The following is a 23,342-nucleotide window of genomic DNA, read 5'->3' as shown; positions in this document are numbered from 1 at the left end:
TTCCATGGAAAAACGGCATCAAGCCTACATTCAATGCGCCAAGGAGAAAAGAGAGTGCCGGTCCGGTATCGGCGTTGGCGGGAGATCCCGGGTCAGGCGCCGCAGATAATGACGGCCCTCGTCCCAGCGATGATGTCCGGAAGCCACGTTGATATGCCCAACACCGTGCAGTAACTCGAAATCACTCCCCCACTCATCGGCGAAATGCTCCGCGCGGGCGGCACTGGCGGCGCGGTCGTTGCTGGAACCAATCAGAACCGACCGGAACGGCAGCGGCTCCATGGGCGCCGGAGCAAAACCGCGCAATGCCGCCGGTGCGGTGTCCCGTTCCACATCCGCTGGCGCCACTAACAACGCCCCGGCCACTCGATGAGCCCATTGTTGGCCATGGCGGCGGGCCCAATGCGCGACAGTGACGCAGCCCAGACTGTGAGCGATCAGAATCACGCGGTCAGCAGTGCTGGTACTGACCAGATGGTGCAGGGCTTCGATCCAGTCTTCCCGGTCCGGCAACTGCCAGTCGCGCACGCGGGTGCGGCGGCTCGCGGATAACTGGTTCTGCCAGTGGCTTTGCCAATGGTCCTGACCAGAGCCGTGCCAACCGGGGATGATCAGATACTCGAGGGACATGGGCGGAGTCCTGCCGGAATGGATGTCCACACAGGATATCGTCCGCTGAAAATCTTAAAAGGAATAAATACAAAAATGTATATTCTTTTTTGAAATATGAGGGCGGCCTGCTGATCCAGTGATTCACACGTCCGGGCATTATGGGTGTTTACGAAGTAACGTCCGCCTATATAGAATGAGATCAATTCTCATTATCTTGTAACCCCGGGTTTGAAAGCCTGAAAGGATCGCGCTGCCATCGTGAATGCCACCGAGCCCGCCATTCCACAACGGATCGAAGCGCTCTACGCCGACCATCATCGTTGGTTGCTGGGCTGGCTGTATCGAAAACTCGGTGATGCCTGCGTCGCCGATGATCTGGCTCAGGACACCTTCGTCAGTGTATTGAAAGATGGTACCGCGCCGGCGATTCGCCAGCCGCGCCCGTTTCTTGCCACCATCGCCCGACGCCTGATCGCCCGCCGTCATCGCCGGCAGTTGCTGGAAACCAGCTACCTGGAAATGTTGGCGGCGCTGCCGCGGGAACTGGCACCGCCGCCGGAGAACCGCTTGTTGGCGCTGGAGGCGTTGCAGCAGGTGGACCGGGCGCTGGATGGGTTGCCGGCCAAGGTCCGCGAGGCTTTTTTGCTGGCCCATCTGGAAGGGCTGCGTTACGTCGATATTGCCGCGCGGTTGGGGGTGTCCGCCAGTTCGGTGAAGCAGTACCTGACCCGTGCCAACCGCCAATGCCTGTTCGCGCTGGCGCTTTGAGTAAAGCATCGGGAGCGCGCGGCGATGGCTGAATCCTTGATCGAGAATGTCGGTGATGGCCCGCCGATGGCGGAAGGGCAGCCGTTGAATGAGGAGGTGGCGCTGCAGGCTGCGCAGTGGCTGACGGTGCTGATGTCCGATGACGTTGCCGAGCAGGATCGGCGCCGCTGGCGGGAGTGGCGGGGAGCCCACCCCGATCATGAACGCGCCTGGCGGCACATCGAGTCGGTCACCGGGCGTTTCAGGACGCTGGGCGGTTCCGCCGCTTACCGAACCCTCTCCCCTTACCCGCAGGACAAGCAACCGGTTTCCCCGGGCCGGCGGAGGGTGCTGGGTTGGCTGTTGCTGGCGGGGGTGACCGGCGCTACCGGTGGCCTGGGTACCCGCACGCGGACCTGGCGAGCATGGGCGGCAACCTATCGCACCGGGCCAGGTGAGCAGCGCTCGTGGACCTTGGCGGACGGCACCAGCATTACCCTCAATACGGACAGCGCGGTGACGGTGGACTTTGACGCCGATACGCGCCGCTTGCGTCTGGTTGCCGGTGAGCTCTGGGTGATCACCGGACATGCCGCCGGTGAGCCCGAAAATACGAGACCGCTGCTGGTGGAGACCGACCAGGGCCGGGTCCGCTCCCTTGGCACCCGCTTCAATGTCCGGCAATGGCCGGATCGTACCACGGTGGTGGTGGCCGAGAGCGCGGTGGCGGTGGTTCCGGAGCAGGGTGGCAGCGGACCTGTGGTGGTGCGGGCAGGGCAGTGCGCGGCGTTTTCCGAATCGCGGGTTGAAGCGCCGCGCCCGTCGGACTCGCCGATACCAGCCTGGATCAACGGCCAGATTATCGCCGAGGATCGGCGTCTGGAGGACTTCCTCGCCGATCTTGGCCGTTACCGGCGCGGTGTCCTGCGCTGTGATCCGGCGGTGGCGGACCTGCGCCTCTCCGGCGTGTTTCCCTTGCGTGATACCGACCAGATTCTCGCCTCCCTGCCCGGTGTGTTGCCGGTTCGGGTGCACTGGCGCACCGGCTACTGGGTGACGGTGGACGCCGCGGACTGATCCCCCTGATTTTTTTGGTTCATCGCGGTTTGGAGGGATCTGGAATCGAGCTCCATCAGGGACAGCGGAGCCGTGTTACGCCTTTGCGGGAATACCGTGAAGCAGAGTCCCGCAAAGGCGTAACACGGCTCCGCTTCGAGGTTAGGGGCAAGCGCCAGCGCTTTTCCGATCGCTGGCATGGAAGGGCTACGAAGCCGCTGCGGGAGCCAGCCTGCTGGCGAACGGGCTTGCGGGCCATAACCTTATGTTGAACCATTGCGTCCAACGCCACCGGGCCTGGCGTTCCCTGCGGGCGTACCAGAGCTCCTTGAGCTGAGCCTTCATCAGATACACCGTCATCCGTGGCTGATTCAGTTCCAGGAGGGCTCTGAGCTCGCCGGCCTGTTCCCCCTTCAGATTCTCCGGATTACGCAGCAACTTTTTCTGCCCGATTTCGTTTCTCGCGGCACCCCCTTGATGACCACTTCGATTTTTTCACGAACCGATTCGAGGAAAACGCATGTCCGTGAGAACGAGCCGAATTAATTCGCGTATCGGCGGGGGGAGCCGCTATGACGTTCAGGCAGCCGGGGCCGGAAGGCCGGGGCGGGTGCTGCCATGGTTATTGTGTGCCGCGTTGCTGGCGGGCTGGACGCCCAACGCGGTGCGCGCCCAGGAGGGAAGGGCGGCGCCGGAAGCGCGTCAGTCCTGGCACATCGCCGCTGGTCCTTTGGCGCCGGCGCTGCGCCAGTTCGCCAGCGGCGCCAATCTGTTGCTGACCTTCACCGCTGATCAGACCTCGGGCAAGACCACCCGGGGGCTGCAAGGGGAATACGCGGTGCCCGAAGCTCTGGCCCAACTGCTGGCGGGCACCGGGCTGAGCGCCGAACCGCTCCCTCGGGGCGGTTATGTATTGCGGCCGGTGCCGCGGGCGGAGCCGGCGCAATTGGCACCGATCTCGGTGACCGCCAACCAGCTCGGGGAAATCACCGACGGTACCGGCTCCTACACCACCGGCGCCCTGGCCACCGCCACCCGCCTGGTGCTGACGCCGCGGGAAACGCCGCAATCGGTCAGTGTGGTGACGCGGCAGGAGATGGAGGATTTCAACCTGACCTCCATTGATGACGTCATGGCGCACATGCCGGGGGTCAACATCGTCACTTACGACAGTGAGCGCACGGAGTACTACTCCCGTGGCTTCGCGATTCAGAATTTCCAGTACGACGGCATTCCGATGATGCGCGACTCCGCCTATTCGGCGGGCAATACCCTGAGCGACATGGCGATCTACGACCGCGTGGAAGTGCTGCGTGGCGCCACCGGCCTGCTCAACGGCAGCGGCTATCCCGGCGCCACCATCAACCTGATCCGCAAGAAGCCCACTTACGATTTTCAGGGCCACATTACCGGCGGAGCCGGCACCAGGGACAACTATCGCGGTGAGCTGGATGTCAGTGGGCCGCTGAACAAGAATGGCACGGTGCGCGGCCGGGCGGTGGCGGCCCATCAGGACAAGCACTCTCATCTGGACCACTATGAACGCCAGACCGATGTGTTCTACGGCATCGTCGAGATGGACGTGGCGGAAAACACTATGCTGACCCTGGGTGCCGACTATCAGAACAACGACCCCACCGGCTCCACCTGGGGTGGCATCCCGATCTACGACGTCAACGGCAATTTCAACAAGCGCTCCCGTTCCTTCAACAACGGCGCGCGCTGGAGTACCTGGGAGCAGTATACCCGTACCGTGTTCGGCACTCTGGAGCATTATTTCGACAATGAGTGGATCGCCAAACTGCAGCTCAACCATCAGATCAACGGCTATGATGCGGCTCTGGGCGCGGCGGCCTCGGGTAATCCGGACCCGGCGGACGGTTCCGGTATCGGCATGTGGACCGGCAAGTACGTGGGCAAAACTCGCAGTAACGCCGCCGATCTCTACGCCAGCGGGCCGTTTCAACTGTTCGGCCGGCGCCATGAACTGGTGGTGGGCGGCAGCATCAATAAGCGCACCTGGACCAATAAGGGCTATGGTCCGGAAGCGGGCTATGACACCTCGGTGGGGGACTATTACGATTGGGATGGCAACGTGCCGGAGCCGGACTGGCAGTACAGTTACGGCAACCGGGAAGTGACCCGGGAGAGAGGAGCGTATCTGACCTCCCGCTTTAATCTGCGTGATGATCTGAAGCTGATCACCGGCGCCCGGGTGTCCGACTATAAAGGTGAGAGCATCAAGGAAAGCGGCGTGGTGGTGCCTCTGGTCGGGCTGATCTACGACCTGCACAACAACGTTTCCGTGTACGGCAGCTACTCCGGCATCTTCATGCCGCAATCCAAGCAGGATGAGCAGGGACAGACCATTGATCCGCTGGAGGGCAATAACTACGAAGTCGGTATCAAGGGTGCTTTTTTCGCCAATCGCCTGAACGCCAGTCTGGCCTATTTCCGTTTGGAGCAGGACAACTACGGCGAAGAAAGCGGTGGTACCACACCCAGCGGCGGCGTTGCCTACCGCGCTGTTGATGGTGTTGAGACCAAGGGCTACGAGCTGGAACTGGCCGGCGCGCTGACCCCGCGCTGGGACTTGCACGCCAGTTTTACTCACAAAGTCGCCCGCCAGGACGGCGATAAAGTGGATACCCTGAGTCCGGAAAATCAGTTCCGTTTGTACACCACCTATGAACTGTCCGGGGCCTTTGACGGCCTGACCGTCGGCGGTGGCGCCCGCTGGATGGACAAGACCTGGGGCGATGTGAGCTACCCGCCGAACGGGGGCACGATCAAACACACGGTGGACGATTACTGGGTGGTGGACGCCATGGCCAGCTATCGCTTCAACGATCGGCTTACCGCCAGCCTGAAGGTGAATAATCTGCTGGATGAGGAGTATTACACCATCTTCAGCTGGTACAGCACCTATACCTGGGGCGAGCCGCGCAACGTCGATCTGAGTCTGACTTATCGCTTCTGAGCGGCGTGGAGCGGCGCCATGACGATACCGCCTGCGGGGTGAATTTCATTAATGTTTGCGAGCGAGTATCATTTGCGGCATTCCGCTAACCAGAGAACAGGGCGCCCGGCGTCCCGGACAGGAAGACCATGAGCACTGCAACTGCGTCTCGCGCACAACTGCTCTCCCGCATGGCCGCCGCCTTGCTGGGAGGGTATGGGTTCGCCTGGGGTTTCATCGCCCTGGGCGTGGCTACCGCCTTTGCCGCCGGTATGCCTTTCCATGACGCCGAGCACCTGTTCAGCCTGCTGGCATTTCTGCTGTACCTGGTGACCTTCTTGTGGAGCTTTGCCGCCCGTGATCCGCGTCGGGTATGGCTGGTTCTGGCTGGTGGCGGCGCCTTGATGGCGGCGCTGGCGTCCCTCATTCAACACGTGCTGGTGTGACCGGAAGGAGCCCTGCCATGTTTCAGAATTTCCGCCTCGCCATGGCCTGGGTCCATACCTGGTTCGGGCTGTTCCTGGGTTTTGTTCTCATGGTGGTGTTCTTCTTCGGGTCGCTGTCGGTGTTCGATCGGGAAATCGACCGCTGGGCGATCCCGGAGAGCCGCTTCGAGCCGCAGCCGATGCCGTCCTACGACGAGATCCTGAAACCGGTGTTCGAGGACATGCAGCCGTCCAAGGAAAGCGTCGATCAGATGCGCCCCCGCGTCGATGGGCCGATGCCGGAGCACTTCGACACGCCGGTGCGCTGGGGCGCCTACACCACGCACCGGGACCCGGTATTGGGGCTGTTCGCCGGCTACCGGGTGCCGAACGCCAAAAATCCGGATGAGCTGGTATGGGGGACCCGCACCATCGATCCGCGCACCGGCGACGCCCTGCCGGACGATCAATTGAAGATCGGCAGCCGCTTTTTCTATCCGCTGCACTACAGCCTCAATCTGCACTGGATGGATCTGGGTTACTGGATCGTCGGACTGGCGGCGCTGATCATGCTGGTGGCGCTGGTCACTGGTGTGGTGATGCACCGCAAGCTGTTTCGTGAGCTGTTCACCTTCCGGCCGAACAAAAGCAAGCAGCGCAGTATTCTCGATCTTCACAACCTGACCGGCGTGGTGGCGTTGCCGTTCCACTTCATGTTCGCGTTCACCGGATTGGTGATTTTCGCCGGTATCTATTTCCCGGTCACTCACACGCAACTGGAGCCGCTGCACGATCTGCATGAAGTGGTCGAGTCCCAGGAAACCGGCTTGCCCCACGAGAGCGCCGGGGTGCCGGCACCCACCGCCTCGGTGGATGCCATGGTGGCGGAAGCGCAACGCCGCTGGGCGGCCAGGGACATGGCCGGCGATGTGGGCTTTCTGGCGTTACAGCACGTTGGTGATGCCAATGGCTACGTGAGCATTTACCGCGCTGGTACCGACCGCATTGCCCTCACCGGGGAAGGCATTCACTTCAAAGCCTCCACCGGAGAAGTGCTGCGCGAGGACCCGCCGCCGTCGGCGGTGGAACGGATTGATGAATTCCTTACCGGTCTGCACTTACAGCACTTCCGCCACTGGCTGCTGCGCTGGCTGTATGTGCTGGGCGGCCTGGCCGGCTGCGTCTGTATCGCTACCGGTTTTCTGTTCTTCGTGGAGAAACGCAAGCGCCAGCATGCCAAACGCGGCCAGATCGGCGCCCGGGTGGTGGACGCGATGGCGGTGACCACGGTCACTGGCATGCTGATCGCCACCCTGGGGATGCTGATTGCCAACCGGTTGTTGCCGACCAACCTGCCGGCCCGGGGAGACTGGGAGCAGTATTGCTTCTGGGGCATCTGGGTGCTGGCCATGGCGCACGCGTTCTGGCGTACCGCGCCGGTGGCCCGGGCCCGGCTGGCGCCGGCCTGGGGGGAACAATGTTGGGCCATCGCGGTGTTGGCGGTGGCCGCGGTGCTGCTCAACTGGGTCACCACCGGCGATCATTTGCTGAAAACGCTGAGTGTCGGCTACTGGCCCGTGGCGGGGGTGGACCTGTTCATGCTGGTCGGCGCGGTGGTGGCGATATTGGCCGCCCGGCGTCTGAAACGCCGTGCCCGGCCACAGCCGGCGGCCAGTGGGGAACTGTCCGGGGGGACCGCCCATGCCTGAGAACATCCTGCTGTCAGTCGCACTGATACTCAGCGTCGCCGGCATGGGCTGGTTTGCCCTGGCGCTGGATACGCACTGGAAGCAGGTGTGCGGCAAACAGCCTCGTGGCCAGGCTTCCTCCCGAGTGCTGCGAGGGCTGGGCGGTGCCGCGCTGTCGCTGTCGCTGATCCTGTGTCTGAAAGTGGATCACCCGACCATGGCGGCGCTGGTGTGGATCATGGCGTTGGCTGGTGCGGCCCTGATCGTGGCGTTCACCCTGTCCTGGCGTCCGCACTGGTTGGCGCTGCTGGCGGCGCGGCCGCCACGACGTTAATCGCGGCTCGTGCTGTCCTTAAATTCGCACGGCGTTCGCTGGCAAGCCAGCTTCCCACAGCGGCCCCGTAGCTCCGCCTGTAGGAAGCTGCCTAGGCCAGCAGTACCAGACCGGGTGCCCTAGCGTTTTACGCCGCTGGCGTTGAGATGGCTGCCGCCGTCCACCAGTAGCGCTTCACCGGTGCTCAGGTCGCCGCCGATGACCAGACCCAGTACCGCCTGCGCCACGGTTTCCGGTGACGCGGCGTCATTCAGCGCGGCGCCCCTTTTGGTTTGCTCCAACAACGCGTCATAGCGCTCCTGCCCCAGCCCCTGGGCCAGCCATTCCCCTTGCACGAAGCCCGGGCAGATGGCATTGACGCGCACCTGCGGGCCCATCACCCGGGCCAGGGATTTGGTCATGGTCAGCAACGCGCCCTTGGAGGCGGCGTAGGCGATGGAACTGCCGACGCCGGCTAGTCCGGCGATGGAGGCCATGTTCACCACATGGGCGACACCACTGTCGCGCAGTGCTTTTTCCGCTGCCCGCACCATCTGATACGGGCCGACGGTGTTGACCCGGTAAATGTTGAGGAAGTCGTCGGCGCTGAGACCGTCGAGGTTTTCATGAGCGCAGAACAGGGTGGTGCCGGCGTTGTTGACGAGAATGTTCAAACGGCCGAACTGATCCAGCGTGGCCTGTACCAGCGCCCGGCAGTCTTCGTCGCGGCTGACGTCCGCCTGCACCACCAGGGCTTCCACGCCGAGGGCGCGGCAATCGTCGGCCACTTTCTGCGCCCCCGCTTCGTTACGGCTGTAGTTGATGACCACGTTGCAGCCGTATTCGGCGAACAGGCGGGCGGTGGCGGCGCCGATGCCGGAGGAGGAACCGGTGATCAGGGCGACGGCGTTTTTTATTTGCATGTGGAGCTCCCGAGTCAGGGCCGCCGGTGGCCCTGAAACAGGCTCACTCAGGCGGCGTCATGAAAAATCAGCCCCAGAGTATAGCGCTCACCCCGGCGAAGTTCGCTGACGCCGTGGCGCAGAGTGACCCGGTAATCCCCGCGCTGTCCGGCCACCGGTCTTTGATTGACCGCGAACACCAGGGCGTCGCCCTGTCGCAGCGGCGGCACCATGGCCCGGGATTGGCGGCGCGGGCGCTGTTCGGTGAGCACGAACTCGCCGCCTTCGAACTGTTTCCCCGGCGCCGACAGCAGCACCGCCACCTGCAGTGGAAACCAGTTGTCGCCGTAGAGATCCTGATGCAGGCAGTTGTAATCACCGGGCCGGTAGCGCAGTAGCAGAGGCGTGGGGCGGCATTGGCCATGGTCATGGCATTGAGCCAGGTAAGCGCTGTGCTCCGCGGGAAAGCGCCGCTCCTTGCCCAGGCGGGCCTGCCAGCGATTGGCTATCGGCACTAGACGTGGATAGAGGTTCCGGCGCAAGGTGTCGACCAGCGTTGGCAGTGGATAGGCGAAGTACTGGTATTCGCCCCTGCCAAAGCCGTGCCGGGCCATCACCACCCGCGAGCGAAAACGATCCGATTCCGTGTAGAGCGCGGTCAGCCCGGCGCACTCGCTGGTGTCGAGCAGGCCGGCAATGACAGCATGGCCATTCTCATCGAGGTGCTGCTCCAGGGCCGGCCAATCCACCCGCTGCAGGCGAGGCCATGGTGGGGTGGATGGTGTCATCGACGGCGTCATGAATGGGCCTCTTGTGCACGGGTCTCTCGCTCCAGCAGCGCACGCTTGCGCTCCACGCCCCAGCGGTAGCCGGACAATCCGCCGTCGCTGCGCACCACTCGGTGGCAGGGGATCATCACCGCCAGCGGATTGCTGGCGCAGGCGCCGGCCACCGCGCGTACCGCCTTCGGTGAGCCGATGCGTTTGGCCAGATCCGCGTAGCTCAGGGTTTCTCCGGCCGGCACCCGGCGCAACGCCTGCCACACTTTTTGCTGGAAGGCGGTGCCGCGAATATCCAGCGGCAGATCCAGCGTTTGTTCCGGGTGCTCCATCAAGGCCGCCACCCGGGCTACCAGAGATTCGAACTGGTCGCCGCCGGGCCGCAGATCGGCCTTGGGAAAGCGATCCTGACATTCGCGCAGCAAGGCGTCGGCGTCGTCGCCGAGAGCGATGGCGCAAATGCCCTGGTCACTGCGTGCCACCAGCAGGACCCCGAGTGAGCACTGGCCCACGGCCACCTCGATGCGTTCACCGCTGCCTCCATCGCGGAAACGGGCCGGTTCCATGCCCAGCAAGGCCCGAGCCTGGGCGTAGAAGCGGCCGCTGCTGTTGTAGCCGGCATCGAAGATGGCGTCGGTGATACGGCCATCCCGTTGCAGGCCCTCGCGCAACTGGCGTGCACGCAGGGCGCTGGCGTAGGCCTTGGGAGTGACCCCCAGGATCCGTTTGAACACCCGGTGAAAGTGATGGGGGCTGAGGTCGGCCCGTGCCGCCAGCTGATTCAGGGTCGGTGGTGTTTCCGCCTGTTCCATGTGCCGGCAGGCGTCGATAATCGCCGGCAGATGCGCCGGCGCCGTGCGGTCCGGGTGGCAGCGCGCGCAAGGGCGGAAGCCGGCTGCCTCGGCCTGCTCGCGGTGCTCGAAGAAACGCACGTTCTCCGGCCGCGCCCGCCGTGCCGCGCAGGACGGCAGGCAGTAGACCCCGGTGGTGATGACCGCGTAGTAGAAGTGGCCGTCGGCGTCGGCATCCCGTGCCACCAGGGCTTGCCAGCGCGGATCGGCGAGAGTGGCCTGGGCCTGTTGCTGTTTGCTTGCTGCTCTGTTCATGGTTGCCTCCTGGGAAACCGCATCGCCGGGTGTGCCGGCATGGACAGAGTCAGAGTAGGGTGGTGGGAGCGGCGTGACGCTCCGTTCCTTGCTTTCGAATTCGCCCATCCCGAGGCTGTCCCGTTCGCTGGCAAGCCAGCTTCCCACAGGGAGCTTCGAAGCCGTTGTGGGAAGCTGGCTTGCCAGCGAATATGGGCCGCGCTATCGAGCCGATTATGGCAGACCAGCCGTTGCCTTGACCGCTACAGAATCGGCAGGCCGAAAGCCTTTTTCAGATCCTCCAGCACTACTCCGGTTTCTTCCCGTGCCGCCTGGGTACCGGCCTTGAGGATACGCATCAACTCGCCTTTGTCGGCGATGAACCGTTCGCGGCGTTCGCGGATCGGCGCCAGCAGCTCCTGCAGACATTGTTCCAGAACTTTCTTTACCTGTCCGTCGCCCAGGCCGCCGCGCTGATAGTGTTCCTTGAGGCCGGCCACCAGGGCTTCGTCCGGGTGGAAGGCGTCCAGATAGGTGAACACCACGTTGCCTTCCACCTTGCCCGGGTCCTCGATGCGCAGATGGCCGGGGTCGGTGTACATCTTCTTCACCGCCTTGGAGATGTCCTTTTCGCTGGCGCCCAGCACCAGCGCGTTGCCCAGGGACTTGGACATCTTCGCCTTGCCGTCAACGCCGGGCAAACGGGACGCCTTGCCGACCAGCGCGCGGCACTCCACCAGTAATTCCTGGCCGGCCACGTTGTTGACCTTGCGGACCACTTCGTTGGTCTGCTCGATCATCGGCAACTGGTCATCCCCCACCGGCACCAGAGTCGCGCGGAAGGCGGTGATGTCGGCGGCCTGGCTGATCGGGTAGGTGAGGAAGCCGGCTGGGATGGAGGCGCCGAACTCCTTGCTGGCGATCTCCGCTTTCACCGTCGGGTTGCGTTCCAGCCGTGATACCGTCACCAGGTTGGCGTAGAACTGGGTCAGCTCGGCCAGCGCCGGCAGGCCGGATTGCAGGCACAGGGTGGTGCGCTGTGGGTCGATGCCCACCGCCAGATAGTCAGCCAGCACATTGAGAATGTTCTCGGCGACCTTGGCCGGATTATGGCCGTTGTCGGTGAGGCCCTGCATATCGGCGATCAGAATGGTTTGCGGGTATTTGTCCTGCAGTTCCACCCGGGCGCGCAGAGAGCCCACGTAATGGCCAAGGTGCAGCTGGCCGGTAGGGCGGTCGCCGGTGAGAATCTTGTCGGTCATCGGGGTTCCTTAATCTGTCGGTCAGGCGCTTTTACTCACCACCGCTTTGGTCACCGAGCCGGTGGCGATCAGCTTTTCGGTGCCGTCCGCGGCCTGGAAGAAGGCTTCGCCACGCATCGATGCCAGAGTGCGGCCGAGCCGGTCCACACGCGTGCGGATCACGATCCGCCCTTCGCCTCTGGCGCCACGCAGCAGGCTGGTATGGGTCTCGATGGACACCGCGTAACGGTCCTCCGGCAACACCGAGAGCAGGGCGAGAAAGCTGGCTACGTCGAAAAAGGCGTAGAGTATGCCGCCGTGCAGATCCCCGGTGGGGCCCAGAGTGAAGTCGTTCAGTTCCAGCGTGACCTCACTCTCGCCATCGGCGCCGCGCACCAGGGTCAGGCCACATGCGCGATGCAGGGGGCGGGCCAGGATAGTATCAATCAGAGTGTTTTTGTCCATGGTGACGGTGACCTCTCATCCAACATGGCGGCTCACTATGCCGTGCCGGAAGGAAACTGCAAGGGGGGAAGGCATCGCAGATACGTAACACACAGGCATGCAATTCGCTGCCAAGGCAGCTTCCCACAGCGGAACGACAAAGCCGCTGTGGGAAGCTGCCTTGGCAGCGAACCGTGATGCCCGAGGGCCAGGGAACTTGTCATGGCACGCCGGTTCCAAGCATACTCAGGCGCGACCGCGCTTCACTCGTGAGTCGTGTTTCTTTGCCGGTATGGATCCGCCATGGTACTTCGACGTTGTATGGCCTTGCTGCTGCTGTGCGTGACCAGCTTTCATGTGCTGGTGACGGACGTGGCCAGCCATGAGCGTGTCCCCGTGACGGACGGCTCTGAACGGGTCATGGCCCTGGACCAACCGGACCAGAATGCGGGTGTCGATCATCATGGTGGTGCCCAGCACTGCTGTCAGTGCCACGGTTTCATGGCTTCCCCCGCCGTCGAGCAGAGCGCCCGGGCGCCTTTGCCGGTACTGGTGGACAGCCGGGTACCGGCTTTGCCCGTGCCACTTCCCTCCTCGCCATACCGACCTCCCATCGTCTGATTTTCGATATCGCTTTTGTCCACGGGAAGCGCCGCCGGCGTTAAGCCGACGTTCTCCCGTGCCCATTGATCCGGGCCCGTGAACCGATTCCGGCGGGCTCTGATTCGGAGTCATGACGATGCCTATTCTTTCCGCAAGAGCCACGGGCGTGGCTTGCCTGGCTGTATTGCTGGCGGCGCCCGCCGCAGCGGACACCAGCACCTGGGCGCGTTGGGTCAGCCGCGAAATGGCGGACCTGCCGGCCAGCCGTGCCATCGAAGCGGGCCTGCAACGAGACCGGGCCGAAACCCGTGCCCAGGCGCAACCTCTGTATAACCCTGAGTTGAATGTCGGCTATGAAAACAGTGCCGAAACCACCCGCACCGTCGGCCTTGGTCAAACCCTGGATTGGTCCGGCAAGGCGCGCAGCGGTGCCCGCCTCGGCGAGGCGCGGGCGCAACTGGCACAGATCCGTGCCGACAAGGCCCGGGCCCGGCTGTCGGTGGAGGTGCTCTCCGCCCTGGCCGCTTATGACGCCGCCCAGGCCCGTTTGCGTGGGGTACGCGAGCAGGAGCAGCGCCTTTCCGACTTGCTGGCCCTGGTGCGCAAGCGCGAGCGCGCCGGCGACCTGGGGCAAGTGGACGCGCAACTCTCCTATCTGGCACTGAGCCGTACGCAACAGGCGCTGGCCGATGCGGAGAGCGACGCCACAGCCACCACTACCCGCCTGCGCGCGGTGCTCGACAAAGCGGCGCCGGACTATCCCTTGCCCGCCGCCGACCGCTGGGCGCCAAGTGGGACGCTGGTGATGGACGCGGTCCGGGCGGAGCAAAGCTACGACCTGCGGCTGGCCCGTCTCCAGGTGATGGTCGCGGAGCGCCAGGTGGAACTGGCCCGCAAGCAACGCCGCACTGACCCCTCCTTCGGCGTCACCTTCGGCCGGGAAGGTGAGGACAATTTGTGGGGGTTGGATTTCAGTCTGCCGCTGCCGTTGTTCAACACCGGCAAGGCCGAGTATCAGGCGGCGCTGGCCGATGGTGACGCGCGGCGGGCACTGCTGGCCCAGCAACAACGGGCCATGAGCGCCGGGGTCGAGGGTGCTTTGAGCGACTACCAGCAACGCCGTGACCGCTGGCGGACCTGGCGCGATTTGTCCGGCAACCGTCTGGCGGATGCCGCGGATCTGCTGCACCGCACCTGGCAACTGGGGGAAATCACCACCCAGGACTATCTGCAGGGCCTGAATCAGCGCCAGGACGCCTTGCTGGCCGGCATTGCCCTGCGGGAGTCGATGCAAAAAGCGTGGCTGGAGTGGCTTTATCAAAGTGCGCAACTGGATAGCTGGATCGAGACATTGGCCGCCGGGAACAGGGGGCAGGGAGGACAATCATGAAAAATATGATCAGGAAAAAAAGAGCGGGACTGTGTCTGCTGTTGTTGGTTGCTCCGCTGGTCTGGGCGGATCAAGGTGAAGGCCATGATGAGGGTGCCAGGGCCGGGCATGATCATGGCGCGGAAGCGTCCGTCGGCGGGGCGGAAGGGCATGACGGTGATCTGACGCTCACCGAGGCGCAGCGCCGCATGCTTGATCTGCGCGTGCTCACCCTGCGGCCCAATGCGGATGCTGACCGGGTACTGCGCTTGCCGGCGGAGATCACCAGCAATCTTTACCGCACCTGGGAAGTCCCGGTGCGCGTGAACTCCCAGGTGCTTTCACGCAGCGCCACGTTGGGACAACACCTGAAGAAGGGGGATCCCGTCGCCACCTTGTTCAGTGCCGAGATGGCGACCTTGCAGGCGGAGCTCGGGGTAGTGGCTGACGAATGGCGGCGGGTGCGTAGCCTCGGCCGGGCCACCGTGGGCAACCAGCGTTATCTGGATGTGCAGGGCCGTTATCAGGATCTGCGCGCGCGTGGGCGCGGCTACGGTCTCACCAGTGACGACCTCGCCGATATCGAAAAAGGAAAAGGCGAGGCCGGTGTCTATACCTTGCGGGCGCCGGATACCGGTCTGGTGCTGACCGACGCGTTCCAGCAGGGCCAGTGGTTGGCCGCCGGCAGTCCGTTGATCACCCTGGTGGACGAAAGCGAGCTGTGGGCGGAAGCGGCGTTGCCGCCGCAACCGGGACTCCGAGTCGACACCGGCACGCCGGCACGGGTGCGGGTGGGGGAAACCCTGGTGAACGGCGAAGTGATTTTGTCCGGTCACCGTCTTGATCCGGTGACCCGCACTCTGCAAGTCCGTATTCGTGTTCCCAATGAGGATCATCTGCTCCATCCGGGCATGTTCGCGGAAGTGGAATTGCTGCTGCCGCTGCCGGACAACGCTTTGTTGATCCCCGAGGAGGCGCTGACCCGGGGCGGTGATGGTGACTGGCAAGTGTTCGTGGAGGAAGCGCCGGGAGTCTACGAAGCCCGTGAGGTCTCGCCGGGACAGTCCCTGGACGGTGCCCGAGTGATTCAGGGCGTGCCGGCGGGCACACGCGTGGTCACGCGGGGTGCCTTCTTTCTCGCCAGTGAGCAGGCGAAGTCGGGCTTTGACGTGCACGCCCACTAACGGCCGCCTGGATCCAGCAAGGAGAACATGATGTTGAATCGCTGTATCGACTGGGCGGTGAACAACCGTCTGGTGGTGCTGCTTCTGCTGATGATCACCGTGGGGGTGATCGCCTGGCAGATGCCACGCCTGAAACTGGATGCCTTCCCCGACGTCACCAATGTGCAAGTGCAGGTGAACACTGAAGCCCCCGGGCTGGCGGCGGAGGAAGTGGAGCAATTGATCACCTATCCCATTGAAGCGGTGATGTATGCATTGCCGCAAGTCGCCGAAGTGCGTTCGATCTCGAAAACCGGCCTGTCGATCGTCACCGTGGTGTTCGAGGACGGCACCGATATTTACTTCGCCCGGCAACTGGTGTTCGAGCGATTGCAGGCGGCGCGGGAAGATATTCCCGACGGTGTCGGAACACCGGAGATGGGGCCGAACACCTCGGGGCTGGGGCAGGTGTATCAGTACCTGCTGACCGCCGAGCCCGGCTCGGGCATCGACGCCATGCAGTTGCGCAGCCTCAATGATTGGGTGGTGAAGTTGCTGCTGATGCCGGTGGGCGGTGTCACCGACGTGCTCAGCTACGGCGGTGAAGTACGGCAGTATCAGGTTAACGTCAATCCGATCCGGCTGCTGGCCTACGACCTGACGCTGCAACAGGTGATGGACGCCATCGCCGCCAATAATCGCAACGCCGGCGGCTGGTACCTGGATCGTGGCGCCGAGCAGCTGGTGATTCGCGGCATGGGCTGGGTCGGTAGTGGCGGGAAGGGGCTTGGTGACATTGCCGCCATTCCGCTCAAGGAAGTCAACGGCACCCAGGTGCGGGTGCGGGACGTGGCGCGGGTGGAATTCGGCGGTGAAATCCGCCAGGGGGCACTGACCATGACCCGCCGCGATGCCGGGGGAAATCCGGAATTTCTCGGTGAAGTGGTGGCGGGTATCGTACTTAAACGCATGGGTGCCAACACCAAGGCCACCATTGATGGTATCGAGGCGCGGGCGGAACGCATTCAGCAAGCGTTACCGGATGGGGTGCGTTTCGAGGTGTTCTACGACCAGGCCGATCTGGTGGAAAAAGCGGTGAGCACGGTGGTCAGCGCGTTGCTGCTGGCGTTCCTGTTCATCGTCCTCGTTCTGGCCCTGTTCTTGATGAATCTGCGTGCCACCGTGCTGGTGCTGCTGTCGATTCCCTTGTCCATCGGCCTCGCGCTGCTGGTGATGGCGAGCCTGGGTATGTCCGCCAATCTGATGTCTCTGGGCGGCCTGGCGGTGGCCATCGGCATGCTGGTGGATGGCTCGGTGGTGATGGTGGAAAACATCTTCAAACACTTGAGCCGCCGGCAAGGCACCGACGATGCCGCTGGCGGTATCACGTTGCGGGTCAAGGATGCGGCTCAGGAAGTGGCGCGGCCGGTGTTCTTCGCCGCCAGTATCATTCTGGTGGTGTTCATGCCGTTGTTCGCCTTCGAGGGGGTGGAAGCGAAGATGTTCGTGCCCATGGCGATCAGCATCATGTTGGCGATGGCCGCCGCCGTGCTGGTGGCCTTGATCGTGGTGCCGTCGCTGGCGTCCTTTCTGTTTCGCCGTGGCGTGGAGGAGAAGCCCAACAAACTGGTCGGTTGGCTGGAAGCACGCTATCGCGCCCTGCTCGGGCGGGCCATGGCGGCTCGCAAGGTGGTGATCGGTGCCGCCGCCGGTTTGCTGGTGCTGGCGCTGGCCACGGTGCCGTTCATCGGTACCGAGTTCGTGCCGGTGCTGGAAGAGGGTACGCTGGCCCTGCGGGTAACGCTGGCGCCGTCATCGAGTCTGGATACCGCGCTGGATGTGGGTGAGAAACTGGAACGTCAAATCATGACCTTTCCGGAGGTGACCTACGCGCTGAGCCGGGTGGGGCGGGCCGAGATCGGCGGCGATCCGGAACCGGTCAGCAATGTGGAGATCTATATCGGCCTGAAGCCGGTGGACGAATGGACCAGCGCACGCAACCGGCTGGAGTTGCAGGAAAAAATTCAGGAAAAACTCGATCAGCATCCCGGCCTGTTGTTCAACTTCTCGCAGCCTATCGCCATGCGAGTGGATGAGCTGCTTTCGGGCGTTAAAGCACAACTGGCGATAAAGCTGTTCGGGCCGGATCTGAACCTGTTGCGGGAAAAGGGTGAAGCCATCACGCAGGCCGTGCGGGAAGTGCGCGGCGCGACCGATGTGCAACTTGAGCAAATCGCCGGTGAGGCGCAACTGGTGGTGGAACCGGACCGGAATGCGTTGAGCCGCTATGGTCTCAGTGTCGACCAGGTGATGAGTTTGGTCAGCAATGGCCTGGGCGGCGGCAGCGCCGGCCAGGTGATCAAAGGCAACGAGCGTTATGACATTTATGTACGCTTCGAGCAGGCCGCCCGCCGTGATGCCGAGGCCATTGGTAATCTGCGTCTGCGGGCCGCTGATGGGGCCTGGGTGCGGCTCGCCGATGTGGCCCGGGTGGCGTTGGTGTCCGGTCCGCCTCAGATCAGTCGCGACGATGTGCAGCGGCGAGTGGTGATCCAGGCGAATGTGGCTGGTCGCGACATGGGGTCGGTGGTGGCGGATATACAGCGGGCTATCGACACCGAGGTGGATCTGCCATCCGGTTACAGCGTTGATATCGGCGGTCAGTACGAGAACCAGCAACGGGCGCAGCAACGTCTGTCCATGGTGGTTCCCGTGGCGGTGGGTCTGATCGCCTTGTTGCTGTACTTCGCCTTCGGATCGGTTGCTCAGGCCTTGCTGATCCTGGTCAACGTACCGTTGGCGCTGATTGGCGGCATTCTCTCTCTGGCGATCAGCGGTCAGTACCTGTCGGTACCCAGCTCGGTGGGCTTCATCACTCTGTTTGGCGTGGCGGTGCTTAATGGCGTGGTGATGGTGGAGGCGATCAACGGGCGCCTGCGCGACGGAGCAAGCGTCGATCAAGCCGTCTTCGAGGGTGCGGTATCGCGGTTGCGTCCGGTGTTGATGACCGCGCTCACTTCCATGCTGGGTCTGATGCCGATGCTGTTGGCCACCGGTGTCGGCAGTGAGGTGCAGCGTCCGCTGGCGGTGGTGATCGTCGGTGGTCTGGTATCGGCCACGGCATTGACGCTGTTGGTACTGCCAAGCCTCTATGGCCTGTTTTCCCATAACAAGATCGAGGAATCGCGGCGTTAGAAGGGGGCTGCCATGCCTTCTCATTGGGGAGGCGTGGCCAGCCGTGAATCTGGAATTTGGCGAAATAAGACAAGGAACGGCGCAAAAAGACAAACCGATGCTGTTTTAATCATGGCTTGAAGAAATTACGGCGGTGGTGCCTCCGTTGGCATGAACAAGGCTGTACTCGTGCAAAGGAGAAGAACGCATGCGGTTTGCGATGCCCGGATTCCTGGCCGATGTTATCGACCGGTCATCCTCATTGTTTGGGCGGCCCTTTGACCCGGGCACCTCCCTGGCGCCACCCCATGGGAAATACGGTACCGTGCATTACGGTGTAATGATCCCGGGATTGCCCGAGCCCTATCGTTTTGTCAACGTTATTGCTCTGATCGGCCAACCCAAGGCCCGTCTGTTTGCCAACCCTCATCTGGTTCGCACGTCTCCGGAGGACACCGCCAATCTGCTGGTGGGAACCGCGACGGCGACACCGGATCACTTTCGAGGCTACAGCGTGGCGGCGGAGTGCGATTTCCAGGCCGACGGCAGTAGGCTGCGGTTTGGTCAGGACCTCACCATAGTGGGCAAGCATCCCAATTTCACCCTGTGCCGTGAAGGGCACCGCTTCAATCTGGAACTCACTTTGACGGCCTCGGACAAAGTGGCGCATTTCGCCCGTCTGGCTGGTGGGTTGTATGATCATTGGTCGGTACTCTGCCAGTACCGTGGGCAGCTCGAACTGGAAGGGCGAAAAACCGATATTGGTGGGCTCTGTACCTTTGAGTACGCGCGAGCCGCGAAGGTTAATCTGCCCTTTCGTTTTTTTACCTATCAAATTATCAATATCGATAGCTGTACCCAGGTGCTGCTGACCGAGGTACTCGGTCCGTTGGGCCTGGAGGCGCAGCGACGTGTTTATGTCCGCGGGTTGAACGATCATGGTGCCGTATACGGCCGGGGGTTTGATTTTACGGTACAGGAATTCGAGAGCACGGTATCGATCACCCCAAATGGACACTCCATGCGGCTGCCGAAAATCTTTTCCTGGCGAGTGGAAGATGAAAACGGTGAGGAGGTAATAGCCATCGAAGGGCAATCGAACGGCGACTTTAATTATGGGATGACGGCCGGCTACGCGGGCAGTTACCAATATCGGGGGTGCTTTCGGGGGCGGCCGGTGGAAGGCACCGGGTACATCGAGTATATCGACTTACGCGGGCAGTAGCGCTGTGGGAGAGGGCGTTTAAGGATGATGAATAAGGGGGGCTGCGGGCTTGAATATGGTTTCCCCATGGCGTTCGTTGACGTTCTTGAGTCCGTGGTACGTGCCGGCGGTGGTGATGTGGCACGGGCCAGGGCAGCCTGCGGACTGGCATCGGGAGAGCAGATGGAAAGCCTGAGGCTGGATCAATTCCGGGCAGTGTTACGGCAAGGACTGATTCATATGCATGACAAGGAGCCGGCCTCACTGCAACTGCTACGGCACTCATTGCGGTGCGCACAATGTTTCGGCCTATGAGGCGTACTATCAGGCGCGTGTGACATTCGGTGCGATGGACAACGGCTTTTCCCTTTCCCGCGCCTTGCTCGAACGTCCACTGCTCACCCGAAATCGAACCACCCACGCCGCCACGTCCGCTGTGCTGGCGACACAATTAACACAACGAGGTCAGGTCCGGCCGGTAACCATCAAGGTGACGCGGATGTTGAATATCTTGGTGCCGGAAAAGGGTGCACCGACTCAGGATACCATTGCCCGGGAACTGGCCTTGTCCACCCGGACGCTGACCCGTCGGCTTGCCGAGGAGGGCTCCTCCTTTGGGGGATTGCTGGAGCAGGTGCGTATGGAGCGGGCGGAACGTCTTTTGCTGGGGACGGCTCTGCCGTTGTCCCGCATTGCCTCCAAATTGGGGTACCGCGATCCATCCAGCTTTTCAAGAGCGTTCAAAAGAGTGACAGGCGTGGCCCCCAGTGCGCGGCGCGAGGCAGGGAGAAGCAGCACGTGAGTGTCGCCGGATCAGCTGCGCCCCTTCGGTTTCTCATCGAAGGCCACGCCACTAAGTAGAGCTTCCAGTCTTTCAAATCCTTGCTCGCGACTGAATGGGGCTTCCCGCGGGGGATCGTAGACTTCCGGGTTGGTGCCCTGGAGGACCAGGTCGATGGCGTAGCAGGTACCATGGTGGACGGCGCGGTAGGCACGCAGGCTTTGAAAATGGTTCATGGCGGCGTCACCTCCCTGGTAGGTGGTGAAGAGCGCGCCATCCCGTTCAGTGGTGCCGGTCTCGCTTGACGTGGCCAGGGGGCCGGGGCGGGTGCAGTTTTCCACCTGGCCAGGATCACGGCTGACACCGAGACGCAGTTCGCCGGTGAGGATCTCGTCGGAGTCGTTGAGGCGCAACACCAGCAGACGCTCGCCAGGGGCATCCGGTTCAGCGTCCAGCCGCCAGGCCGGATCGCCGAAGTAGCCGCCGGTCTCCGTCACGGCGCGGGCCTGGTGATTGTCGTAGGCGAGGCCGATGCCGTACTCGCCGCTGTGAAAGGCGGCGGGGAAGGCTTCGGCACCGGTTTCTCCGGTGCTGTTGTCGCAGCCGGCCAGAGTGAGTGGCGTGACCAACAAGAGTGTGGCGATCCGCCGGGTATTCTCCATGTGCTTTCCTTCCTTTATGTGTTGGCCCGCGTTGTGCCGGTGTTTTTCAAGCAAGCGGTCAGGTGCCACAAAAGGTTTGCAGTACCCGTTCCGCTGGTTTTGGCGGTTGCTGATAGTCATCGATGTCATCGCGATCCTGATAAGGGCGGGACAGCGCATCGAGCAGCCGGTGCGTGGGGGCCAGATCGTCGTCGCGCACCGCCGCGTTCAGGGCTTCCTCCACTTTGTGGTTGCGGGGAATCACCTCTGGATTGTGGCTGCGCATCAGGCAGAACGAAGACTTGAGCGGTTTGGTATTGCGGCTCAAGCGCGCCCGCCAGCGCTGATGCCAGTTCTCGAACGCCTCATCCTGATAGATCTCATCCAGGGGAGCGGTCTCGCTGATCAGGTCACGGAAGGTGTTGGTGTAATCGGCCTGGCGGTGTTGCATCCAGTCCAGCAAATCCTGAATCAGGGTGGCGTCCATCGGGTCCTCGCCGAACAGACCAAGCTTGGCGCGCATCATCGCCAGCCATTTATTGTCGTAGCGTCCGCTGAAGGACTTGATCACGTTGGTGGCTTTTTGCACGGCGGCATCGGTGTCAGCGTCGATCAGCGGCAGCAGGGTTTCCGCGAACCGGGTCAGATTCCACTGGGTAATCGCCGGCTGATTGCCATAGGCGTAGCGACCCTGGTGGTCGATGGAACTGAATACCGTGTCCGGGTGGTAGTGATCCATGAAAGCGCAGGGACCGTAGTCGATGGTTTCGCCGGAGAGCGCCACGTTGTCGGTGTTCATGACGCCGTGAATAAAGCCTGCCCGCATCCAGTGGACGATCAGGTCCAACTGCTTCTCCATCACCGCGTCCAGCAGCGCCAGGGCTTTGTTGTCGCTGTCGCTGAGTTCCGGATAATGGCGTTCCAGGGTGTAGTCCACCAGTGTTTCCAGCAGTGCGGTGTCGCGCTGGCCGGCGGCGAACTGGAAGGTGCCCACGCGCAGATGCGAGGCCGCAACCCGGGTCAGGATGGCACCGGGCAAAGCGGTTTCCCGGTATACCGGCTCCCCGGTGGCCACCACCGCCAGGCTGCGGGTAGTGGCAATGCCGAGGGCGTGCATCGCTTCGCTGATCAGGTATTCCCGCAGCATCGGGCCGAGAGCGGCGCGGCCATCACCGCCACGGGAAAAAGGCGTTCGGCCGGCGCCCTTGAGCTGGATGTCGCGGCGCCGGCCCTCGGGGGTAAGCTGTTCGCCAAGCAGGATGGCGCGGCCGTCGCCGAGCATGTTCGGGTAGCCGAACTGATGGCCGGCGTAGGCCTGGGCGATGGGTTCGCTGCCTTCGGCCAGGGTGTTACCCGCCAGCAGGGCGGTGCCGTCAGGACTGTCCAGAGCGGAGGCATCCAATCCCAGTTGCTCGGCCAGAGGGCGGTTGAACAGGATCCCCAGTGGCGCGCTCACTGGTGTTGGTTCGCAGCGGGCGAACAGGCGCTCCGGCAGTCGGGCGTAGCCGTTATCAAAGTGAAAGCCGTAGGAACTGCTCATCCAATACTCCAGAGGGGAACCAAGGTGCGTTGAGTACAGCGTAACAGACCGTGGCGACGGAAAAGAGGCATGACCGGACGGTCGAAAAGAGCGAATGCCGGACTATCGCATTGCGCCGGCTTCCATGAAAAGATTAATGAATCCGGCCCGGAGGCGCGTCGTTGGCGCTCCCTGAACAGGCTGATAATAACAAAACGGGGCTTTCCTGCTCATGGAAAGCCTTTCGATGGGGTAACCCCCGGGAGTCGCGAAGCATGAACAAAAGGCCCCTTTATCTGTTTTTCGTGGTGTTTGCGCTGATGTTTTTCGCCAGTATGGCGCTGATGGTGTTCGCTGATCGCACCCTCTATCTGGCGCCGATCATCGGATTGGCGGGTATGATCTGGGCCTTGTTGCGCCTGCGCGGGGTGACCCGGATTGGCGGTATCACCATCGGGCGCAATGATTGACGTCCTGGTTGCTAAATTGCCGGGCGCGGCTGCTGTCCTACTATTCGCTTGCAAGCAAGCTTCCCACAGCGGTTTCGTAGTCTTCTCCGTGGGAAGCTGCCTTGGCAGCGAATGGCGTGCTGCCGCGAAGGCCTGAAGGGTGCCGCCATGGATGGCAGGCCACAAAA

23 protein-coding genes are annotated in these 23,342 nt (G+C 62.8%); 14 read left to right on the top strand and 9 right to left on the bottom strand.

Annotation, left to right across the window (positions count from 1 at the left end; all coding sequences use genetic code 11):
• Positions 1-30: 30 nt before the first annotated feature.
• Positions 31-630 carry an RBBP9/YdeN family alpha/beta hydrolase gene (locus tag A6D6_RS10695; protein ID WP_159660724.1) on the bottom strand — a complete coding sequence of 200 codons (600 nt, stop codon included), beginning with the start codon at positions 628-630 and terminating at the stop codon, positions 31-33.
• A gap of 240 nt (positions 631-870) precedes the next feature.
• Between A6D6_RS10695 and A6D6_RS10690 the strand changes: the two genes are divergently transcribed.
• Positions 871-1,380 carry a sigma-70 family RNA polymerase sigma factor gene (locus A6D6_RS10690; protein ID WP_159660723.1) on the top strand — a complete coding sequence of 170 codons (510 nt, stop codon included), beginning with the start codon at positions 871-873 and terminating at the stop codon, positions 1,378-1,380.
• A gap of 24 nt (positions 1,381-1,404) precedes the next feature.
• A complete protein-coding gene (locus tag A6D6_RS10685) occupies positions 1,405-2,436 on the top strand; it encodes a FecR domain-containing protein (protein ID WP_159660722.1) in 1,032 nt (343 codons plus the stop codon).
• A gap of 186 nt (positions 2,437-2,622) precedes the next feature.
• Here A6D6_RS10685 and A6D6_RS22160 read toward each other — a convergent pair whose 3' ends face one another.
• On the bottom strand, positions 2,623-2,853 hold the full coding sequence (locus A6D6_RS22160; RefSeq protein ID WP_159660721.1) for a transposase: 231 nt from the start codon (positions 2,851-2,853) through the stop codon (positions 2,623-2,625).
• A gap of 82 nt (positions 2,854-2,935) precedes the next feature.
• Here A6D6_RS22160 and A6D6_RS10675 point away from each other — a divergent pair, with 82 nt between their 5' ends.
• From A6D6_RS10675 to A6D6_RS10660, 4 genes are all read left to right on the top strand, one after another.
• Positions 2,936-5,395 (top strand): TonB-dependent siderophore receptor, encoded by a 2,460-nt coding sequence (locus tag A6D6_RS10675; RefSeq protein WP_159660720.1) that lies wholly within the window; start codon positions 2,936-2,938, stop codon positions 5,393-5,395.
• A gap of 128 nt (positions 5,396-5,523) precedes the next feature.
• Positions 5,524-5,820, top strand: coding sequence for an iron uptake protein (locus tag A6D6_RS10670; protein ID WP_133490006.1), 297 nt, complete (start codon positions 5,524-5,526; stop codon positions 5,818-5,820).
• 17 nt (positions 5,821-5,837) lie between these two features.
• Positions 5,838-7,508 carry a PepSY-associated TM helix domain-containing protein gene (locus A6D6_RS10665; RefSeq protein ID WP_159660719.1) on the top strand — a complete coding sequence of 557 codons (1,671 nt, stop codon included), beginning with the start codon at positions 5,838-5,840 and terminating at the stop codon, positions 7,506-7,508.
• A complete protein-coding gene (locus A6D6_RS10660) occupies positions 7,501-7,821 on the top strand; it encodes a DUF3325 domain-containing protein (RefSeq protein WP_159660718.1) in 321 nt (106 codons plus the stop codon). Before A6D6_RS10665 ends, A6D6_RS10660 begins: the two co-directional genes overlap by 8 nt.
• 119 nt (positions 7,822-7,940) lie before the next feature.
• On the opposite strand, the gene A6D6_RS10655 is transcribed toward A6D6_RS10660, so the two are convergent.
• From A6D6_RS10655 to A6D6_RS10635, 5 genes are all read right to left on the bottom strand, one after another.
• Positions 7,941-8,723 (bottom strand): SDR family NAD(P)-dependent oxidoreductase, encoded by a 783-nt coding sequence (locus A6D6_RS10655; RefSeq protein ID WP_014996405.1) that lies wholly within the window; start codon positions 8,721-8,723, stop codon positions 7,941-7,943.
• Between the two features lie 47 nt (positions 8,724-8,770).
• Complete coding sequence (locus tag A6D6_RS10650) at positions 8,771-9,490, bottom strand: 2OG-Fe(II) oxygenase (protein WP_201303759.1); 720 nt, start codon at positions 9,488-9,490, stop codon at positions 8,771-8,773.
• Between the two features lie 8 nt (positions 9,491-9,498).
• Positions 9,499-10,587, bottom strand: a complete 1,089-nt coding sequence (gene ada / locus A6D6_RS10645; protein WP_159660716.1) for a bifunctional DNA-binding transcriptional regulator/O6-methylguanine-DNA methyltransferase Ada — start codon at positions 10,585-10,587, stop codon at positions 9,499-9,501.
• A gap of 242 nt (positions 10,588-10,829) precedes the next feature.
• The gene (gene trpS, locus A6D6_RS10640) at positions 10,830-11,828 is read right to left on the bottom strand and encodes a tryptophan--tRNA ligase (RefSeq protein ID WP_133490012.1); all 999 of its coding nucleotides are present in this window, start codon (positions 11,826-11,828) and stop codon (positions 10,830-10,832) included.
• A gap of 21 nt (positions 11,829-11,849) precedes the next feature.
• Positions 11,850-12,272, bottom strand: a complete 423-nt coding sequence (locus A6D6_RS10635; RefSeq protein ID WP_133490013.1) for a PaaI family thioesterase — start codon at positions 12,270-12,272, stop codon at positions 11,850-11,852.
• Positions 12,273-12,554: 282 nt separating this feature from the next.
• On the opposite strand from A6D6_RS10635, the gene A6D6_RS10630 reads away from it, so the two are divergent.
• The 7 genes from A6D6_RS10630 to A6D6_RS10600 all read left to right on the top strand — a co-directional run bounded on the left by A6D6_RS10630 (position 12,555) and on the right by A6D6_RS10600 (position 20,566).
• Positions 12,555-12,872, top strand: coding sequence for a hypothetical protein (locus tag A6D6_RS10630; RefSeq protein WP_133490014.1), 318 nt, complete (start codon positions 12,555-12,557; stop codon positions 12,870-12,872).
• A gap of 118 nt (positions 12,873-12,990) precedes the next feature.
• Complete coding sequence (locus A6D6_RS10625; RefSeq protein ID WP_159660715.1) at positions 12,991-14,244, top strand: TolC family protein; 1,254 nt, start codon at positions 12,991-12,993, stop codon at positions 14,242-14,244.
• The gene (locus tag A6D6_RS10620) at positions 14,241-15,407 is read left to right on the top strand and encodes an efflux RND transporter periplasmic adaptor subunit (protein ID WP_159660714.1); all 1,167 of its coding nucleotides are present in this window, start codon (positions 14,241-14,243) and stop codon (positions 15,405-15,407) included. The genes A6D6_RS10625 and A6D6_RS10620 overlap by 4 nt, the downstream gene beginning before the upstream one ends.
• Positions 15,408-15,434: 27 nt before the next feature.
• On the top strand, positions 15,435-18,581 hold the full coding sequence (locus A6D6_RS10615) for an efflux RND transporter permease subunit (protein WP_236564074.1): 3,147 nt from the start codon (positions 15,435-15,437) through the stop codon (positions 18,579-18,581).
• A 187-nt stretch (positions 18,582-18,768) separates the two neighbouring features.
• Positions 18,769-19,785, top strand: a complete 1,017-nt coding sequence (locus A6D6_RS10610) for a DUF6670 family protein (protein ID WP_159660713.1) — start codon at positions 18,769-18,771, stop codon at positions 19,783-19,785.
• A 24-nt stretch (positions 19,786-19,809) separates the two neighbouring features.
• Positions 19,810-20,079 (top strand): hypothetical protein, encoded by a 270-nt coding sequence (locus A6D6_RS10605; protein WP_159660712.1) that lies wholly within the window; start codon positions 19,810-19,812, stop codon positions 20,077-20,079.
• Positions 20,080-20,263: 184 nt separating this feature from the next.
• Positions 20,264-20,566 carry a helix-turn-helix domain-containing protein gene (locus tag A6D6_RS10600; protein WP_159660711.1) on the top strand — a complete coding sequence of 101 codons (303 nt, stop codon included), beginning with the start codon at positions 20,264-20,266 and terminating at the stop codon, positions 20,564-20,566.
• Between the two features lie 11 nt (positions 20,567-20,577).
• Here A6D6_RS10600 and A6D6_RS10595 read toward each other — a convergent pair whose 3' ends face one another.
• Both A6D6_RS10595 and A6D6_RS10590 read right to left on the bottom strand, forming a co-directional pair.
• Entirely contained in the window at positions 20,578-21,207 is a 630-nt protein-coding gene (locus tag A6D6_RS10595; RefSeq protein ID WP_133490018.1) for a hypothetical protein, read from the bottom strand.
• A 58-nt stretch (positions 21,208-21,265) separates the two neighbouring features.
• Positions 21,266-22,726, bottom strand: a complete 1,461-nt coding sequence (locus A6D6_RS10590) for a protein adenylyltransferase SelO (protein WP_159660710.1) — start codon at positions 22,724-22,726, stop codon at positions 21,266-21,268.
• 254 nt (positions 22,727-22,980) lie between these two features.
• Here A6D6_RS10590 and A6D6_RS10585 point away from each other — a divergent pair, with 254 nt between their 5' ends.
• Positions 22,981-23,175 carry a hypothetical protein gene (locus tag A6D6_RS10585; RefSeq protein WP_133490020.1) on the top strand — a complete coding sequence of 65 codons (195 nt, stop codon included), beginning with the start codon at positions 22,981-22,983 and terminating at the stop codon, positions 23,173-23,175.
• The last annotated feature ends 167 nt before the right edge of the window (positions 23,176-23,342 follow it).

The organism is Alcanivorax xiamenensis (assembly GCF_009846745.1).
Classification (GTDB): Bacteria; Pseudomonadota; Gammaproteobacteria; order Pseudomonadales; family Alcanivoracaceae; genus Alloalcanivorax; species Alloalcanivorax xiamenensis.
This window is presented reverse-complemented; position numbering and strand designations above follow the sequence as displayed.

Excerpts from the sequence above, each read along its gene's own strand:
- A6D6_RS10615 (WP_236564074.1), top strand. The coding sequence starts at position 15,435 with ATGATGTTGAATCGCTGTATCGACTGGGCGGTGAACAACCGTCTGGTG.
- A6D6_RS10635 (WP_133490013.1), bottom strand. The coding sequence starts at position 12,272 with ATGGACAAAAACACTCTGATTGATACTATCCTGGCCCGCCCCCTGCAT.
- A6D6_RS10685 (WP_159660722.1), top strand. The coding sequence starts at position 1,405 with ATGGCTGAATCCTTGATCGAGAATGTCGGTGATGGCCCGCCGATGGCG.
- A6D6_RS10620 (WP_159660714.1), top strand. The coding sequence starts at position 14,241 with ATGAAAAATATGATCAGGAAAAAAAGAGCGGGACTGTGTCTGCTGTTG.
- ada (WP_159660716.1), bottom strand. The coding sequence starts at position 10,587 with ATGAACAGAGCAGCAAGCAAACAGCAACAGGCCCAGGCCACTCTCGCC.
- A6D6_RS10600 (WP_159660711.1), top strand. The coding sequence starts at position 20,264 with ATGTTGAATATCTTGGTGCCGGAAAAGGGTGCACCGACTCAGGATACC.
- A6D6_RS10675 (WP_159660720.1), top strand. The coding sequence starts at position 2,936 with ATGTCCGTGAGAACGAGCCGAATTAATTCGCGTATCGGCGGGGGGAGC.
- A6D6_RS10610 (WP_159660713.1), top strand. The coding sequence starts at position 18,769 with ATGCGGTTTGCGATGCCCGGATTCCTGGCCGATGTTATCGACCGGTCA.
- A6D6_RS10660 (WP_159660718.1), top strand. The coding sequence starts at position 7,501 with ATGCCTGAGAACATCCTGCTGTCAGTCGCACTGATACTCAGCGTCGCC.
- A6D6_RS10630 (WP_133490014.1), top strand. The coding sequence starts at position 12,555 with ATGGTACTTCGACGTTGTATGGCCTTGCTGCTGCTGTGCGTGACCAGC.
- A6D6_RS10655 (WP_014996405.1), bottom strand. The coding sequence starts at position 8,723 with ATGCAAATAAAAAACGCCGTCGCCCTGATCACCGGTTCCTCCTCCGGC.
- A6D6_RS10605 (WP_159660712.1), top strand. The coding sequence starts at position 19,810 with ATGATGAATAAGGGGGGCTGCGGGCTTGAATATGGTTTCCCCATGGCG.
- A6D6_RS10585 (WP_133490020.1), top strand. The coding sequence starts at position 22,981 with ATGAACAAAAGGCCCCTTTATCTGTTTTTCGTGGTGTTTGCGCTGATG.
- A6D6_RS10650 (WP_201303759.1), bottom strand. The coding sequence starts at position 9,490 with ATGACACCATCCACCCCACCATGGCCTCGCCTGCAGCGGGTGGATTGG.
- A6D6_RS10590 (WP_159660710.1), bottom strand. The coding sequence starts at position 22,726 with ATGAGCAGTTCCTACGGCTTTCACTTTGATAACGGCTACGCCCGACTG.
- A6D6_RS10670 (WP_133490006.1), top strand. The coding sequence starts at position 5,524 with ATGAGCACTGCAACTGCGTCTCGCGCACAACTGCTCTCCCGCATGGCC.
- A6D6_RS10665 (WP_159660719.1), top strand. The coding sequence starts at position 5,838 with ATGTTTCAGAATTTCCGCCTCGCCATGGCCTGGGTCCATACCTGGTTC.
- A6D6_RS10595 (WP_133490018.1), bottom strand. The coding sequence starts at position 21,207 with ATGGAGAATACCCGGCGGATCGCCACACTCTTGTTGGTCACGCCACTC.
- A6D6_RS10695 (WP_159660724.1), bottom strand. The coding sequence starts at position 630 with ATGTCCCTCGAGTATCTGATCATCCCCGGTTGGCACGGCTCTGGTCAG.
- trpS (WP_133490012.1), bottom strand. The coding sequence starts at position 11,828 with ATGACCGACAAGATTCTCACCGGCGACCGCCCTACCGGCCAGCTGCAC.
- A6D6_RS10625 (WP_159660715.1), top strand. The coding sequence starts at position 12,991 with ATGCCTATTCTTTCCGCAAGAGCCACGGGCGTGGCTTGCCTGGCTGTA.